General features: G+C 59.1%; 13 protein-coding genes and 1 pseudogene. 8 read left to right on the top strand and 6 right to left on the bottom strand.

Going from position 1 to position 13,392, the window contains the following annotated elements:
* Positions 1-2: 2 nt before the first annotated feature.
* Both FQ668_RS14075 and FQ668_RS14070 read right to left on the bottom strand, forming a co-directional pair.
* Entirely contained in the window at positions 3-665 is a 663-nt protein-coding gene (locus FQ668_RS14075) for a hypothetical protein (RefSeq protein WP_019438500.1), read from the bottom strand.
* Positions 666-791: 126 nt separating this feature from the next.
* Positions 792-2,303, bottom strand: coding sequence for a diguanylate cyclase (locus FQ668_RS14070; protein ID WP_026031937.1), 1,512 nt, complete (start codon positions 2,301-2,303; stop codon positions 792-794).
* Positions 2,304-2,609: 306 nt separating this feature from the next.
* Between FQ668_RS14070 and FQ668_RS14065 the strand changes: the two genes are divergently transcribed.
* The 3 genes from FQ668_RS14065 (at position 2,610) to FQ668_RS14055 (ending at position 6,484) form a co-directional block, all read left to right on the top strand.
* Positions 2,610-3,134: an RNA polymerase sigma factor gene (locus tag FQ668_RS14065; protein WP_014591115.1), complete on the top strand. Its 525-nt coding sequence runs from the start codon at positions 2,610-2,612 to the stop codon at positions 3,132-3,134.
* The gene (locus FQ668_RS14060; RefSeq protein WP_019438502.1) at positions 3,131-3,967 is read left to right on the top strand and encodes a FecR family protein; all 837 of its coding nucleotides are present in this window, start codon (positions 3,131-3,133) and stop codon (positions 3,965-3,967) included. Before FQ668_RS14065 ends, FQ668_RS14060 begins: the two co-directional genes overlap by 4 nt.
* Positions 3,968-4,045: 78 nt before the next feature.
* Complete coding sequence (locus FQ668_RS14055; protein WP_019438503.1) at positions 4,046-6,484, top strand: TonB-dependent receptor; 2,439 nt, start codon at positions 4,046-4,048, stop codon at positions 6,482-6,484.
* A gap of 88 nt (positions 6,485-6,572) precedes the next feature.
* Here the strand turns inward: FQ668_RS14055 and FQ668_RS14050 are convergent, their stop codons facing one another.
* Both FQ668_RS14050 and FQ668_RS14045 read right to left on the bottom strand, forming a co-directional pair.
* Entirely contained in the window at positions 6,573-7,361 is a 789-nt protein-coding gene (locus tag FQ668_RS14050; protein WP_014591118.1) for an SDR family oxidoreductase, read from the bottom strand.
* A 46-nt stretch (positions 7,362-7,407) separates the two neighbouring features.
* Entirely contained in the window at positions 7,408-8,406 is a 999-nt protein-coding gene (locus tag FQ668_RS14045) for an NADP-dependent oxidoreductase (RefSeq protein WP_019438504.1), read from the bottom strand.
* Between FQ668_RS14045 and FQ668_RS14040 the strand changes: the two genes are divergently transcribed.
* The gene (locus FQ668_RS14040; RefSeq protein WP_023389941.1) at positions 8,401-8,964 is read left to right on the top strand and encodes a helix-turn-helix domain-containing protein; all 564 of its coding nucleotides are present in this window, start codon (positions 8,401-8,403) and stop codon (positions 8,962-8,964) included. The genes FQ668_RS14045 and FQ668_RS14040 overlap by 6 nt on opposite strands.
* A gap of 130 nt (positions 8,965-9,094) precedes the next feature.
* Here FQ668_RS14040 and FQ668_RS14035 read toward each other — a convergent pair whose 3' ends face one another.
* The gene (locus tag FQ668_RS14035; RefSeq protein ID WP_019438505.1) at positions 9,095-9,976 is read right to left on the bottom strand and encodes a LysR family transcriptional regulator; all 882 of its coding nucleotides are present in this window, start codon (positions 9,974-9,976) and stop codon (positions 9,095-9,097) included.
* Positions 9,977-10,093: 117 nt separating this feature from the next.
* Here FQ668_RS14035 and FQ668_RS14030 point away from each other — a divergent pair, with 117 nt between their 5' ends.
* The 4 genes and pseudogenes from FQ668_RS14030 to FQ668_RS14015 all read left to right on the top strand — a co-directional run bounded on the left by FQ668_RS14030 (position 10,094) and on the right by FQ668_RS14015 (position 12,131).
* Positions 10,094-10,282 (top strand): hypothetical protein, encoded by a 189-nt coding sequence (locus FQ668_RS14030; RefSeq protein WP_019438506.1) that lies wholly within the window; start codon positions 10,094-10,096, stop codon positions 10,280-10,282.
* 3 nt (positions 10,283-10,285) lie between these two features.
* Positions 10,286-11,314 carry an SDR family oxidoreductase gene (locus tag FQ668_RS14025; protein ID WP_023389937.1) on the top strand — a complete coding sequence of 343 codons (1,029 nt, stop codon included), beginning with the start codon at positions 10,286-10,288 and terminating at the stop codon, positions 11,312-11,314.
* 51 nt (positions 11,315-11,365) lie between these two features.
* Positions 11,366-11,497, top strand: a pseudogene (locus tag FQ668_RS28995) (histidine phosphatase family protein); the annotation flags it as partial.
* Positions 11,498-11,615: 118 nt separating this feature from the next.
* The gene (locus FQ668_RS14015; protein WP_019438508.1) at positions 11,616-12,131 is read left to right on the top strand and encodes a GrpB family protein; all 516 of its coding nucleotides are present in this window, start codon (positions 11,616-11,618) and stop codon (positions 12,129-12,131) included.
* 228 nt (positions 12,132-12,359) lie between these two features.
* Here the strand turns inward: FQ668_RS14015 and FQ668_RS14005 are convergent, their stop codons facing one another.
* Entirely contained in the window at positions 12,360-13,361 is a 1,002-nt protein-coding gene (locus FQ668_RS14005) for a zinc-dependent alcohol dehydrogenase family protein (protein ID WP_026031938.1), read from the bottom strand.
* Between the last annotated feature and the right edge of the window lie 31 nt (positions 13,362-13,392).

Here is a 13,392-nt window from a genome sequence, read left to right as displayed (position 1 = left end):
AGTTACCGAATCACAGTGGAAAAATGGCGCTGTTGATCCTGGCAGCCCATTTTTTTCACCACAAATTGCACCTCATAGCGAGAGTACTCCCCATTGGGAATACCGCTGGGACGCGGCCCTTTGTCGACTGCCTTGCTGTAGTCCAGCACCGCATCGCATGAAATCACTTGGGGGATCACCGTGTTCAATCCTTGGGATTGCTTGCGCAACGCCGCTTCAAACTGCGGGTCGTCCAGCAGGACCTCTGTTCGTTCTGGTACGGTCACCAAGGATGCATATTGGCCGAGGGCTACCCCCATGAACTGCACACGGATGGTGATCTTGCCGTTGCGGTCTAACTGCGGATACCCCGCAAAGCGCACATTGAATTGACTGGCCGCCTCCAGCTGGCTGGTGGTTCGAGCAACAATTTTGGCCCAGTAAGTGTTGGGCGGGTTGTAGGGGTCGTAAGCAGGCGCCCCTTTGTCGTAGGGTTTTCCTGCCATTCGCAGCTTCTCTTGTTGTAGGAAGTAGCTCGAGCGGCAAGTGTTGCTAATCGCTGCACCCAAAGGCTGGCCAGACTTCGCGCTGTAGAGCATAGCGGCGGCGCAGTCGTAGTCGAATTGACCATTGAGGTACAGGTACGTGCCGTTGCCGAGAGGATTCAGGGTGTAGTTGAGATCCAATCCAGATCCTGATCCTCCATTTGCCCGGCCAGGCACGGCACCACTATTGCTTCAGAGCTTACGCAGATATCCGCTTTTGGCCTTTGCCGAAATGAGATTGCGTCAATACTTTCCTTGTCATTGGCTTTATGCATTCGCCCGGTCGACTTGCAGGCGATTGCGGCCCGCTTGCTTGGCGATATAAAGCGCCCGGTCGGCGCGTTCAATTAGCGATGGCGGGCTGTCGAGGGTCGTCCCATCGCAGCAGGCGATGCCGATACTGGCGGTCACATGCCCGAAAGGGCTGCCTTCGTGAGGGACAGGTTGCAAGGTCAGGCGCTCATGCATCAGCCGGGCAACGACAGCCGCTCCGTCGATGTCGGTATCGGGCAGGATCACGGCCATTTCCTCCCCCCCGTAGCGCGCCAGCAGGTCGCGAGGGCGGCGGATGCAGGAAGAGAGCAGGTAAGCCATCTGCTGCAGGCAGGCGTCGCCAGCCGGATGCCCATAGGTGTCGTTGTAGCGTTTGAAGTGGTCGATGTCGATCATCAGCAAAGCCAGCGGGGTCCCGTTTCGATGGGCCATGCGGATCTCCTGGGTCAGCGCTTCGTCAAAGCAGCGCCTGTTGGCAAGCCCCGTCAGCGCATCGTGCATCGCCAGGCTTTCGAGCTGTTGGTTGCTCTCAAGCAACTGCTGTTGGGTCAGTCGAAGCTCGTTCTCGACCGCACTTCGCCGGCTCATGGCTCGAATCAGCAGCCAGCCAATGGTTCCGGTCAGTGCCAGCAGCGCAGCGACCACCAGCGACGACAGCAGCGCCTCGAGCCGCCAGGCTGCAAGTGCTTCCTGCTTGCCCAGCGCGACCGTTGTCACCAGGGGGAGCTTGTCACTCTTGCGAAACGCATAGAGGCGTTCTACGCCGTCCAGGCTGGAGGTGAATGAAGCGGTGCCGGCTGACTGGTCGATGAGGTATTTGGCGAAGATTGGCGACTTCGAAAAGTTGCGCCCCATGTCCTGTTCCCGAAACGGATAGCGCACCAGCAGGGAGCCGTCGGTAAAGGTCAGCCCGATGGCACCGTCATGGCCAACGTCCAGCTTGCCGAACAGCTGCAGGAAGTTTTCCACGCCAAGTGTCATGGCAACAACGCCGGCGAACTCACCGCGGTCATCGTTGAATCGCCGGCTGATGGTGATCACCCACTCCTGGGTGACCCGGCTACGGATTGGCAGGCCGATGAAGGGGTCGCGGGACGGGTCGTCACGGTGGTGGATGAAAAAGGCCCGGTCGCTGCTGTTGGCGCTGACGGGGGTTGGACGGTTGGACGACATGAGCCAGCGCCCATCCTTGGCATAGATGGTGATGCCGCTCATTGGCGGCATCAACGGTTGCTGACGCTTGACCAACTGACCCAGCCGTTCGATCTGCGCAGGTCCGGCGCCCTCGGTTTCCAGGCGCTCGACCAGGCCGAGCAGCAACATCGAGCTCTGTCGGACGATACCTTCCGAATAGGTAGACAGTGCCTGGGTTAGGTTCAGGCCATGGACATTGATGTCTTCCAAGGCGCGCTCGCGAGAGGCCATGACCTTCCACAGCGTTAGCGAGGCGAGAGAAAAACCTATGACCGATAGCAGTAGCACAACAAGGTGGATGTCACGCTTCACGTCAATTCACACGCCTTTTTCCCTAAAGACCACGCTGAGCGCCGACACGCTGTCAGTAACCAAACGGTCAGGATGTAACTATCTGGTCCATGCCCCAAAATATAGCACACCTAAATTATTGGAATGTCCGACAGATTTACTCATGTCGAAGCGCTGAGCTTGAAGCCAGCGCCAATGCCAACGGACTGACTATTTCTGACCTTCCTGTGAATTTGCATGGCTCGACGCTGTCGCTTGTTTATTCGCAACTATTTCTCATTTACACTTGCGTCTTGTTTTCGGAGCCTACCTTTTTCAGGATGCATCGTGTCGCTCGATCCCGCCAAACCGACGCTGCTGTCTACATTGGTACGTCACTATGACGACCTGGTGGACCACATTCGCCGACGCTTCGGCGACAGAAGCCTGGCGCGCGATGTCGTGCATGACGTGTGTGTGCAGTTGCTTGAGCGCGGTGAGAAAGAAAACGTTCGGACCCCGCTAGCGTTGCTACGGAAAATCTCCAACGACACCGCCGTGAGTCGCTATCGTAGCGATCGCCGCCGAGGCGCCTGGGTAGAGGCAGTTTCCGAGCTCCCGGAGGTAGCCTGCCCGGCAGCCACGCCGATGAGCCGGTATGACAGCGAGCGCGAGTTTCAACTGCTCGTGAGCGCTATCGCCGGCCTCCCACCTCGCTGCCAGGCCGTTTTTGTCATGCATAAAGTTCACGAAATTCCCCAGGCAGAAGTAGCCGCTCGTCTCGGTATTTCCATCAAGACAGTGGAAAAGCACCTCCGCCTGGGGTTGGCGACGTGCAGGCAACGGCTTGGGCGCGATGAGGTGCATCCATGACCAAGCAGCCCGAACAGGCGCCACTGGACGAAGCGCTGGGGCGACATCGCGAAGAGCTCAAGCATCTGTTCCCCCTGCCACCGACCAGGCCGGCCCCCTCGAAAGCGGTGAAGTCGGCAGGTATCACACTAGCAGTTGCGATCGCTTTTGCAGCCCTGGCCTGGTTGAACCCGGCCTACAAGAGCGAGCGTCTCGCTACCGCCATGGGTGAGCGGCGCGCTGTGCTGCTGAGCGATGGAAGCAAACTGCTGCTCGACAGTGGCACGCATGTCGATATCAGCTGGCGCCTGCTCAGCCGCGAAGTCGACCTGCGCAGTGGGCAGGCCCTTTTCGATGTGTCCTCGGCCGTGTACCGCCCCTTCGTAGTATCTGCTGGCCTGGCGAAAGTCGAGGTGCTCGGTACGCTGTTCAATGTTCGCCGCCTGGATAACGAGGCGGTTCGTGTCACCCTGGCCCGTGGGCGAGTGGACGTCGCCGTGGCAACTGCCGCGCAAGCGCCTGTCACCCTCAGGCCAGGGCAACAGGTCGACTCGATTGGCGGGCAACTGATGCCAGTGGCGAAGGTCGACGCCTCCAAGGCGATGGCCTGGAAAGATGATCGCATCGTGTTCGAGCAGACGCCGCTGGATGAAGCGGTGTCGTTGTTGCGTCACTATCGCAAGGCATCCATTGAGCTAAGCGACCCAAGCTTGGCTGCACTCAAGGTGACAGGGGTCTTCGAGACGCACCATGTCGACCTGCTGCTGGATCTGTTACCGAGCATCCTGCCCGTCGCCGTGTTGAAACAAGAGGATGGCAGCGTCCGGATTCAACGTAAATCGACAAGAAAATAATAATCAAGCGCAGGTAGGGTTTCTCGATTCCCATGGCGGCTATTGAAAAAAGCCCAGCCAATAAAAGGAACTCGAGAAGTGCATTTTCCCCTCCGCAGTCGCCAACTACGCCTGTCATTGCTTGCCAGTAGCCTGCTCATCGCAATGTCGGCCCAGGGCCGGGAACGGGTGAACGTGGATCTCCCTGCCGCGCCGCTTGGGGAGGCCATCAACGCCCTTGCTCAGCAGTCTTCGGTACAGATCATCTTTGCCAGCGAGCTCGGTGCAGGCCGAAACGCGCCCGCGGTGAAGGGGCGGTTCACACCTGAGGAAGCACTTCAAACGCTGCTCAAGGACAGTGGCTTGCAAGTACAGGCCAAGGATGAGCGCACCTTCGTCATCATCGCGCAAGGCTCCCCTGCACCCAGTTCCGAAACCCGAAGCGTACCCGTGGAAATGGCGCAGATGGAAATCACGGCCTCGCGCACCAGCAGTAGCCTGGTGTCCGCGACGCGGCAGTCCACTGTTCTCGAGCATGAACAACTGCAGGAGCTGCGCCAGGGTTCAGAGAGCCTGGCCACGGTACTGGCCAAGGCGATTCCGGGCATGTCCGACTCCAGCCGCACCGTCACCGAGTACGGCCAGACCCTGCGTGGGCGCAGCATGTTGGTCATGGTCGACGGGGTGCCGCTCAATACCAACCGCGACTCTTCGCGCAACCTGGCCAACATCGACCCGGCGCTGATCGAACGGGTCGAAGTCATTCGTGGCAGCAGCGCTATATACGGCAGCGGTGCCACGGGGGGCATCATCGCCATCACTACACGACCTGCTGGCGGTGAAAACCGTGCCGAAACCAGCCTGAGCGCCACCTCGCCACTTACCCGCCTGGGCAGCGATGGCCTGGGGGGCCAATTCCAGCAGTATTTTGCAGGCTCTCAGGGCGCGGTGGACTACTCGTTCGACTTCGGTACCCGCCACATCGGTGCCTCGTACGATGCGCACGGCGACCGGATCGCTCCGGAACCTAGTCAGGGCGACCTGTTCGATTCGAACATCTACAACATTGGCGGCAAGCTGGGGCTGCACATTGACGAGAACCAGCGAATCCAGCTCGCCATCAGCCATTACGATGCACGCCAGGACACCGACTACGCTACAGACCCCAGCGTCGCGAAACTCCCCGCAGGCTCGGTGCCGGCCAATGCGATCAAGGGCCTGGATCTCGACGAACAGAACCGCATTCGCAACACCCTGCTGAACCTGGAGTACGAGAACCTCGACATTCTCGGCAGCCGACTTTCTGCCCAGATGTATTACCGGGACTACTTCACCCGGTTCACGCCGTTCGACGCCCGGGCCGTTGCAACCCGCGGCGGCAACGTGGACCAGATCATGCAGAACAGCGAAGTGTTCGGCAGCCGCCTGACCCTGCGCACGCCACTTGGCGACAGCGGCAGTACCGAGCTGGTGTGGGGTGGCGACTATAACCAGGAGCGCAGCGACATGCCGCTCGACGTCTTCGACCCTGCGGCTTATGACGCCAGTGGCGGCCTGGTCTTCGACAAGACCGGCAAGCTCACCTACATGCCCCCGCTCAAGACCCGAAGCGCCGGTGCGTTCGCGCAGCTTCAGCATCGCTTCGATGAGCACTGGTCGGTCGACGGCGGCCTGCGCTACGAATACTCCACCGCCGAATTCGATGACTTCGTCCCTTTGTCCGAATCCAGGGCTGCCTCCCCTGTGGCAGTGAAGGGTGGGGACATTCATTACGATGCGGTGCTGTCGAACCTGGGCATTGTCTACTCACCGGTACTCGGCCAGGAAATCTACGCCTCCTTCAGCCAGGGCTTCCAGTTGCCCGACGTGGGCATTCAGTTGCGCAATGCGCGCCGTGGCTTCGACATCGGCGCATCGAACCTGGAACCGGTCAAAACCAACAACTATGAGCTTGGCTGGCGAGGAGAGCTAGGTAGCAACACCCTCGGCACCCTGGCGCTGTTCTACACCACCTCCAAACTGGGGGACGTGCAAAGTTTCAACAATGGCTTGATTCTGACCCGCACAAAGGAGCGTATCTACGGTGCTGAAGCCAGTGCCGATTGGCTATCGGACGATGCGGTGTGGGGCGCAGGGGGGAGTGCTACCTGGATGCGCGGGCGAGAAAAGCCGGACGGCAAAGGTTGGCAAGACATGACCGGCTATCGTGTTCCCCCCCTGAAGCTGACTGCCTACGTTCAGTACAAGCCGAGCCTGGATTGGAGCAACCGCTTGCAAGCCACGTTCTTCGACGCCAAGGACTACAGGCTCGACGGTGTGGACAGCTTTGGTCGGCATCAGGTAAGTACCTATACGACAGTAGACGTGGTCAGCCAGTACCAGATCTCTGCCGACGACAAGGTAAGCGTCGGCATCCAGAACTTGTTCAATCGCGCCTATTACCCGCTCTACAGCCAATTGCTGCGCAATAACAACAACACCAGCCATTTGCCGGCGCCAGGCACTGTGTTGACTGCCAGTTATACGCACAATTGGTAAGGTGGTGAAAAACCACCAGGCCGATTACGAGCCTGGTGGTCATTGTTTCCTGGGTGGCGGATTCGATCATTCGTACACAATCACGCGTTCACAGTGGGCGCTGATATCGTTCAGCCGCGTGGGTTTGTCGAATGTCAGACATCAGCCCTTGACGCGCACCTTCCAGCGCATTCCAGCGCTCGGCAACATGAAGTGGCGGGATGGTTACCAACTCGCGACGATCGAAACCGACAAGTGCAGCATCGACCAGCTCACCGACCTCCATCACCTCCGGGAGTGTGTTGACGTCAATGCCGGCACGCGCCCAGATCTCGGTACGGGTCGCTGCCGGCAGCACGGCTTGCACGTAGACGCCCTTGGGTGACAGCTCCTGACTCAGCCCCTGTGACAGAAACAGCACGAAGGCTTTGGTAGCGCCGTAAATGGACATGCCGAACTCGGGCGCAAAACCCACCACTGAACCCACGTTGACGATCGCACCAGTGCCCGACTGCGCTAGGCGCGGCGCGATCGCAGCAGCGAGCCGCGTCAGCGCGGTGGTGTTGAGCGTGACAAGGCGCTCAATAGCTTCAGCGGACTGGTCCAGGAAACCACCCGATTGGGCCATACCCGCGTTGTTGATCAACACGCCGATATTGGCGTCGTCGCGCAGCCGACTTTCAAGCACGGACAGGTCTGCCGAGCTGGTCAGGTCGGCTGGCAGCACTTCAACGGCCACATGGCTTTCCTCGCGCAAGCGTAATGCAAGCGCCTCCATGCGCGATGTGTCGCGCGCCACAAGGATGAGATCGTGGCCACGACGGGCGAAACGCTCGGCGTAGGTGGCGCCAATGCCGCTGGAGGCGCCGGTAATGAGTACGGTCGGACGTGTGGTCATGGACGTTACCTTTATGTCGATGGTTGTGTGAGAAATACGGCGGCAGTCACATCTTGATTACGACCTTGCCCTTGGAACGCCCTTGAGCAAGGTACTCAAGCGCACCCTTTGCGTCCTCGAACGGAAATACCCGGTCGATCACCGGCCGAATCCGCTGGGTGTCCAGAAGCTTGCCGATTTCGGCGAGTTGGGCACCGTCGGGCTGCACGAAAAGAAACGAGTATTGGACATTCCGCCTCTTTGCCAGGCGCATGATCTTGCGGCTCATCAGGCCGAACACGAAGGTCAGGAGGAGGTTCAGGCGTTTGGCCCGGGCGAACGCAGCATCCAGTGGGCCAATGAGCGAGACAATCTGGCTTCCGGGTCTGAGGATGGACATGGATTTTTCAATCGCATCCCCCCTTACGGTGCCGAGCACCGCGTCGTAGTCGCGCAGCACGGTCTCGAAATCCTGCGCCTTGTAGTCCACAACCTCGTCCGCCCCCAGAGCGCGCACCAGGTCAACGTTGCCTGTACTGGTGGTGGTGCCCACCTTTGCACCGAGGTGTTTGGCCAACTGGATTGCGAACGTACCGATACCGCCCGACCCGGCAGGAATGAACACCTTCTGCCCGGCCTGAAGCTTGAGGCGCTCTTTCAGCGCTTGCCATGAGGTGAGACCGACCATCGGGATCGACGCCGCCTGCTCGAAGCTCAGATTGGCCGGTTTCAGCGCGGCGGCGCTTTCCGGCACAACCGCGAATTCCGCAATCGCCCCTGTGCCAAGATCGAAGATGCTGGCGAAGACAGCATCGCCTGGCTTGAAGCGGGTCACATTGCTACCCACCTCGGTCACGATGCCGGCCAGATCGCTGCCCAGGGTGGCTGGCAGCTGGAAATGCAATACAGGCTTGAACATCCCCGTTGGAATCATGTTGTCGATCGGGTTCAGGCCAGCAGCGTGGACTTGCACCAGTAATTCGTCAGCCTTTGGCGTGGGGCGGGGAACGTCGGCCAACCCGATGTCGGGTGACTTGCCGTAGCGCTTGAAGGTCAGTGCTTGCATGGTTCGGCTATTCATCATTGGTTTTTGCGGGTGGATGGCTTGTCATCGAGGTGTTACTATCGATTTGATACAGACAATACTACCCTTTCGCAGGCAGGTCACTATCAAAATAGTATGGACGTGAAAAATAGTTGCGATAACCCGTGCCCGATCGCCCGCAGCCTGGCAGTTGCCGGTGATGCCTGGAGCATATTGATCCTGCGTGATGCCCATGCCGGCCTTTCTCGCTTTGACCAATTCAGGAAAAGCCTGGGTATTGCACCGACAATGCTGACCCGCCGGCTGGCGACACTGACGGAGGAAGGATTACTGGAGAAGCGGCGTTATTCGGAGCACCCGCCTAGGGAGGAGTACCTGCTGACCGCTGCGGGTCGCGATTTTCTGCCTGTGCTGTTCATGATTGGTGCATGGGGCCAGCAATACCGAGGCGGTGGTAAGCTGACTCGCTTCTTCGATGCGCAAACAGGCACAGAAATCAAAGCTGTCGCCGTGGACGAGATTACGGGGGCGAAGATCGGCACGCGCCCCCTGCGCATTGTCACACCTGAGGAAAATTGACACGACCTCTGCAGCCTTGGAACCAGCGGGCGTGCAGCACCATGCCGTCTTCGGCCGAAGAATGCCTGCGGGTTTGGGGGACGGGTCGACGGCCAGTGAGGTGCTGCGCAGTGATCAGGGTGCTGGTGGATCAACCGTCGACATGTGCCGAGGATAGGGCTTCGAGCAGAACCCGCTCCAAGGTGTCAAAAAAGCATTTGATGTGAGCTTGCTTCAAGGCCTGAGGCCGGGTCACCAAATAGATCTCCATATCTGGAAGCTGGAGATGCGGGAACAGCTCGACCAAATCGGTAGCCGCGATACGGGGCAGCACAGCCACCCCCATCCCTCGCCTCACCGACTGGAGCTGCACGGCGAACGAGTTCACGCTGATCTGCGCGCGGTCCAGACCTGCGGCCTTTGCCGCTCGCATTTGCGGCAAAATATGCAGCGGGGGAAGCAAGGACACACTGACTGCCGTGGTAAGTGTCACGCCTGGAAATTGCTTCAGATAACCCGGGGCAGCAAAGATGCCGTAGGCGAGCCGGCCAATGGGTCGATAAATCAGTGACGGTTCCCCCAGATGGGCGGTGCGCACAGCAACATCTGCCACACCGCGGGCGATCTTGTGAAAGTCGGCTGCCACCGTTAGCTCCACGGAGCAACGCGGGTGCAGGGATGTAAAGCGCCTTATCGCCTCCAGAACGTAATCCGAGAACCCCTCCCCTGCACTGACCAACACACTGCCGGACAGCTCGGTAGGCTGCTGCGATGTGCCAGAAAGGGTTTGCCGCCTCAAGCCTGATTCTGCAGCGATAGCAACTTCCACCAGGGATTGCCCCCGGGACGTCAGCCGGCACCCTTCAACGCCGCGCTCGACAAGTGGCTCGCCCACTGCAATCTCAAGTTGGGTCAGGCGGCGTGACAATGTAGAAGCTGCGATACCGAGCAATTGTCCAGCCTGAAGAAAACTGCCACGTCGCGAGACGGCCAGCAGAAGGCGAAGATCATCCCAATTTGCGTGCAACGTCATACTGTCAGTCATTCCTGGCTTTGCGAATATGCAAAGCCATTATGCAATGATTGCTGTTTTTCGAAAGCCCCCTCAAAGGTATATCTATAGCCCTTCGATACGAATGGACCGGATTTTATGACTATCACCCCCAACGTCTATGCGCAGCACGCCTCTGGCGCTTTCAAACGACCAGATCCAGAGGCGTTGCTTGCAGTGGTTGGCGACGATTGCATCCACCTCGATACCATGGGTCGGGTCGTCAATGACAAGGCCTTTTTCGACAGCGCCGTGTTGCTGCCGTTAACCGAACAGCGAGCGTGTTGAGCCATGCGCAGCGTATTTGTGACCGGAGCAACCGGCTTGCTGGGCAACAACCTGGTGCGTGAATTGGTCGCTCGCGGCTACACGGTCAAAGGCCTGGTCCGCTCAAAAGCCAAAGGTGAACAGCAGTTCAACAATCTGCCGGGGGTGGAACTGGTCGTTGGGGACATGGCCAAGGTCGACGCATTCGCAGCGTCGCTGCAAGGCTGCGATACGGTATTTCACACAGCCGCGTTCTTCCGCGATAGCTACAAGGGCGGCAGCCACTGGAACGAACTCGAACAGATAAACGTGTCGGGTACGCGGCGCCTGCTTGAGCAGGCCTACCGGGCCGGCATACGACGGTTCATCCATACGTCTTCCATTGCTGTGCTCGACGGCGCACCTGGCACGTCCATCGAGGAGAACTGCCTGAGGGCCGACGCCGACGCAGATGACTACTACCGCAGCAAGATCCTCGCTGACCGTGTCGTGTTGTCGTTCCTTGAGAGCCACCCCCAGATGCATGCCTGTATGGTCCTGCCTGGCTGGATGTGGGGGCCTGGCGACATTGGCCCAACCTCGTCGGGGCAATTGGTCAACGATGTGGTACAGGGCAAATTGCCCGGGTTGATCCCTGGCAGTTTTTCCATTGTCGATGCCCGCGATGTGGCATTGGCACAAATTGCCGCAGCCAGACATGGGCGCCGAGGTGAGCGCTATCTCGCGGCGGGCCGACATATGACAATGCGCGAACTGGTGCCTGTTTTAGGACGCATGGCGGGCGTCAAGACACCAGCCCGACAAATACCGCTGCCCTTTCTATACACCTTGGCGGCTGTGCAGGAGATCTATGCGCGCCTGACCGGCAGACCCATTCTGCTGAGCATGGCCACGTTGCGTCTACTGGTTCGAGAGCAGGACCGCACCCGTTTCGACCACCGCAAGAGTGAACAGGAGCTTGGACTGAGTTTCCGGGCACTAGAGCTGACAATCGCCGACACCGTGGCGTGGTACCGTGATCACGGCTGGTTTGAAAAAGGCAGCCTACTGTGAGCGGGGAAATAATCCTGATGCGCCACGGCCAGCCAAAACGAGTCGCAGCCATTGTTCGGTCATGGTTTCATGAATCGGATGATCTCCAAGCACCTGATGGCAGACGGATGGAAACGCCAAACGCGTACCGGCAGCCAGTATTGGAGTGCGACGGTCTATCGATATGCGGGTGTTGAAGCGTGAATCGCCCGGATTCCGAATACACATATTGCCGACAGTTATTGACCTGTAAGTCGGTGGTAAATGCACACGCCTTGATGGACAATCCGGCGCCTCAAGTAGTTATCGCCAAGGAACGGACATGGCACTGACCAGCAAGATTACCCCCTACGATCCCACATGGCCCGCCCGCTTCCTGACAGACAAGCCACTCATTGCCTCGGCATTCGACGCTGAACTGATTGCTATCCACCACGTTGGAAGCACGTCTGTCCCAGGGCTGGCGGCGAAGCCCGAACTCGATGTGCTCATTGAGGTTCACGCGCATCGCAATACCTCGACGCGGGACGAGGTGTTGATGGCTTTGGGGTATGTACGGGGAAGTGATCTGTCAGAGGGCCATCATTTCTACCGGCGCAATGTGGATGGGATTCGCACGCACAAGCTCCATGTTTGTACCCGCGACCACCTGACGATCACTCAGATGCTGGGGTTCAGAGATTTGCTTAGGCGCGATGCCTCGATCCGCCAACAGTATGAAACGCTGAAGCTTCAGTTGGAGTCGAGCAATACGGGTGGGATGGCTGAGTATCTAGAGAAAAAGGCGCCTTTCATTATCGCGGCGCTGCTTCATGCCGGTATAACCACGCGTGAATGATCGATTTTTCTGGCACACCCTTTCCTCCCGACAGTAGCGACGAAGTCACCACTTCGATTGCGGCCAGCTTGGCCGGCCGCCGGCCGCCTGGAACAAAGCCCCTCACATCAAGGAACGACTTTCATGATCACTTGCCATGTCCGCCTTTGGCAGTTGTTTGCGAAGGCCAGCCAAGGCTTGAAGCGGGCGTTTCTGGCGGGTAATTACTGATTGATAAAGCTCAGGAGACTATTCACTTATCAACTGGATAACCGTCTTGCCCCTGCCGCGACCTTCAGCGACCTGTCGGAAAGCGTCGTTGACCTCATCCAATGCAAACTGTTGCGGGTCCACCCGGATCGCCAGTTGCCCGGCATTGGCCAGAACGGCGGCCTCGCGCAGGATACTTCCATGGTGTTCGCGTCCCTTGCCGGTTAGCAGCGGTGCCAGGGTAAATACGCCCGAGTAGGTGGCACTTTTGAAGGATAAAGGCGCGAGACTGTGCTGGCCCCAACCGAGGCAGCTGAGTACGTGCCCGGTATAAGGCTTTACTGCCTTGAATGACGCGTCCAACGTGCTGCCGCCGACGGTGTCATAAACGATGTCGAAACCTTCCCCGGCCGTATATTGTTCGACATAGGCCTCTACACCCTGCGCCTGATAGTCAATTGCCGTGGCCCCCAGCGAGCGAATGAAGTCTAGACTGCCCGCGGAACCGGTGGCGTAGACTTCGGCACCGCGAGCCTTGGCCAATTGCACCGCAACTTGGCCGACGCCACCTGCGCCGCCATGAATCAGCACACGCTGACCACTACGAACATTGGCGCGATCTACCAAACCTTCCCAGGCGGTGATGAATACCAACGGCAGCGCGGCAGCCTCACGCATGCCGAGTGCATGCGGCTTTGATGCAATCAGCCTGGCATCCACGGCGATGTATTCGGCCAGGGTGCCTTGGGCGCCGCCGATTCCGCCGGCCATGCCGAAGACCTCCTGGCCAGGCGTGAAGCCATCAACTGCCTCGCCCAGTTCGACGACCGTACCGGCGAGATCCAGGCCGAGCACGGCCGGCAACTCCTGGCGGGCGTGAGCACCCGCACCGATTGCAATCTTGGTGTCGAGCGGGTTGACCCCGGCGGCGTGAATCCGCACCAAAACCTGTCCCTTACCGGGCACAGGGCGGGCGATGTGGCGCACGACCAGCGGGGTCTGGGCGGATTCGGCGATAGCGGCAAGCATGGTCTGATTCATGACGGGAACCTCTGAATGAGTGGACGCTTAC

It is taken from the genome of Pseudomonas sp. Kh14 (assembly GCF_900291005.1).
GTDB classification, from domain to species: domain Bacteria; phylum Pseudomonadota; class Gammaproteobacteria; order Pseudomonadales; family Pseudomonadaceae; genus Aquipseudomonas; species Aquipseudomonas alloputida.
Note: the sequence above shows the minus strand (reverse complement) of the source record. Positions and strands in the feature narration are given on the sequence as shown.

Coding starts and splice junctions, on each gene's coding strand:
- FQ668_RS14060 (WP_019438502.1), top strand. CDS start 3,131: ATGACCAAGCAGCCCGAACAGGCGCCACTGGACGAAGCGCTGGGGCGA.
- FQ668_RS14050 (WP_014591118.1), bottom strand. CDS start 7,361: ATGACCACACGTCCGACCGTACTCATTACCGGCGCCTCCAGCGGCATT.
- FQ668_RS14045 (WP_019438504.1), bottom strand. CDS start 8,406: ATGCAAGCACTGACCTTCAAGCGCTACGGCAAGTCACCCGACATCGGG.
- FQ668_RS14035 (WP_019438505.1), bottom strand. CDS start 9,976: ATGACGTTGCACGCAAATTGGGATGATCTTCGCCTTCTGCTGGCCGTC.
- FQ668_RS14030 (WP_019438506.1), top strand. CDS start 10,094: ATGACTATCACCCCCAACGTCTATGCGCAGCACGCCTCTGGCGCTTTC.
- FQ668_RS14025 (WP_023389937.1), top strand. CDS start 10,286: ATGCGCAGCGTATTTGTGACCGGAGCAACCGGCTTGCTGGGCAACAAC.
- FQ668_RS14015 (WP_019438508.1), top strand. CDS start 11,616: ATGGCACTGACCAGCAAGATTACCCCCTACGATCCCACATGGCCCGCC.
- FQ668_RS14005 (WP_026031938.1), bottom strand. CDS start 13,361: ATGAATCAGACCATGCTTGCCGCTATCGCCGAATCCGCCCAGACCCCG.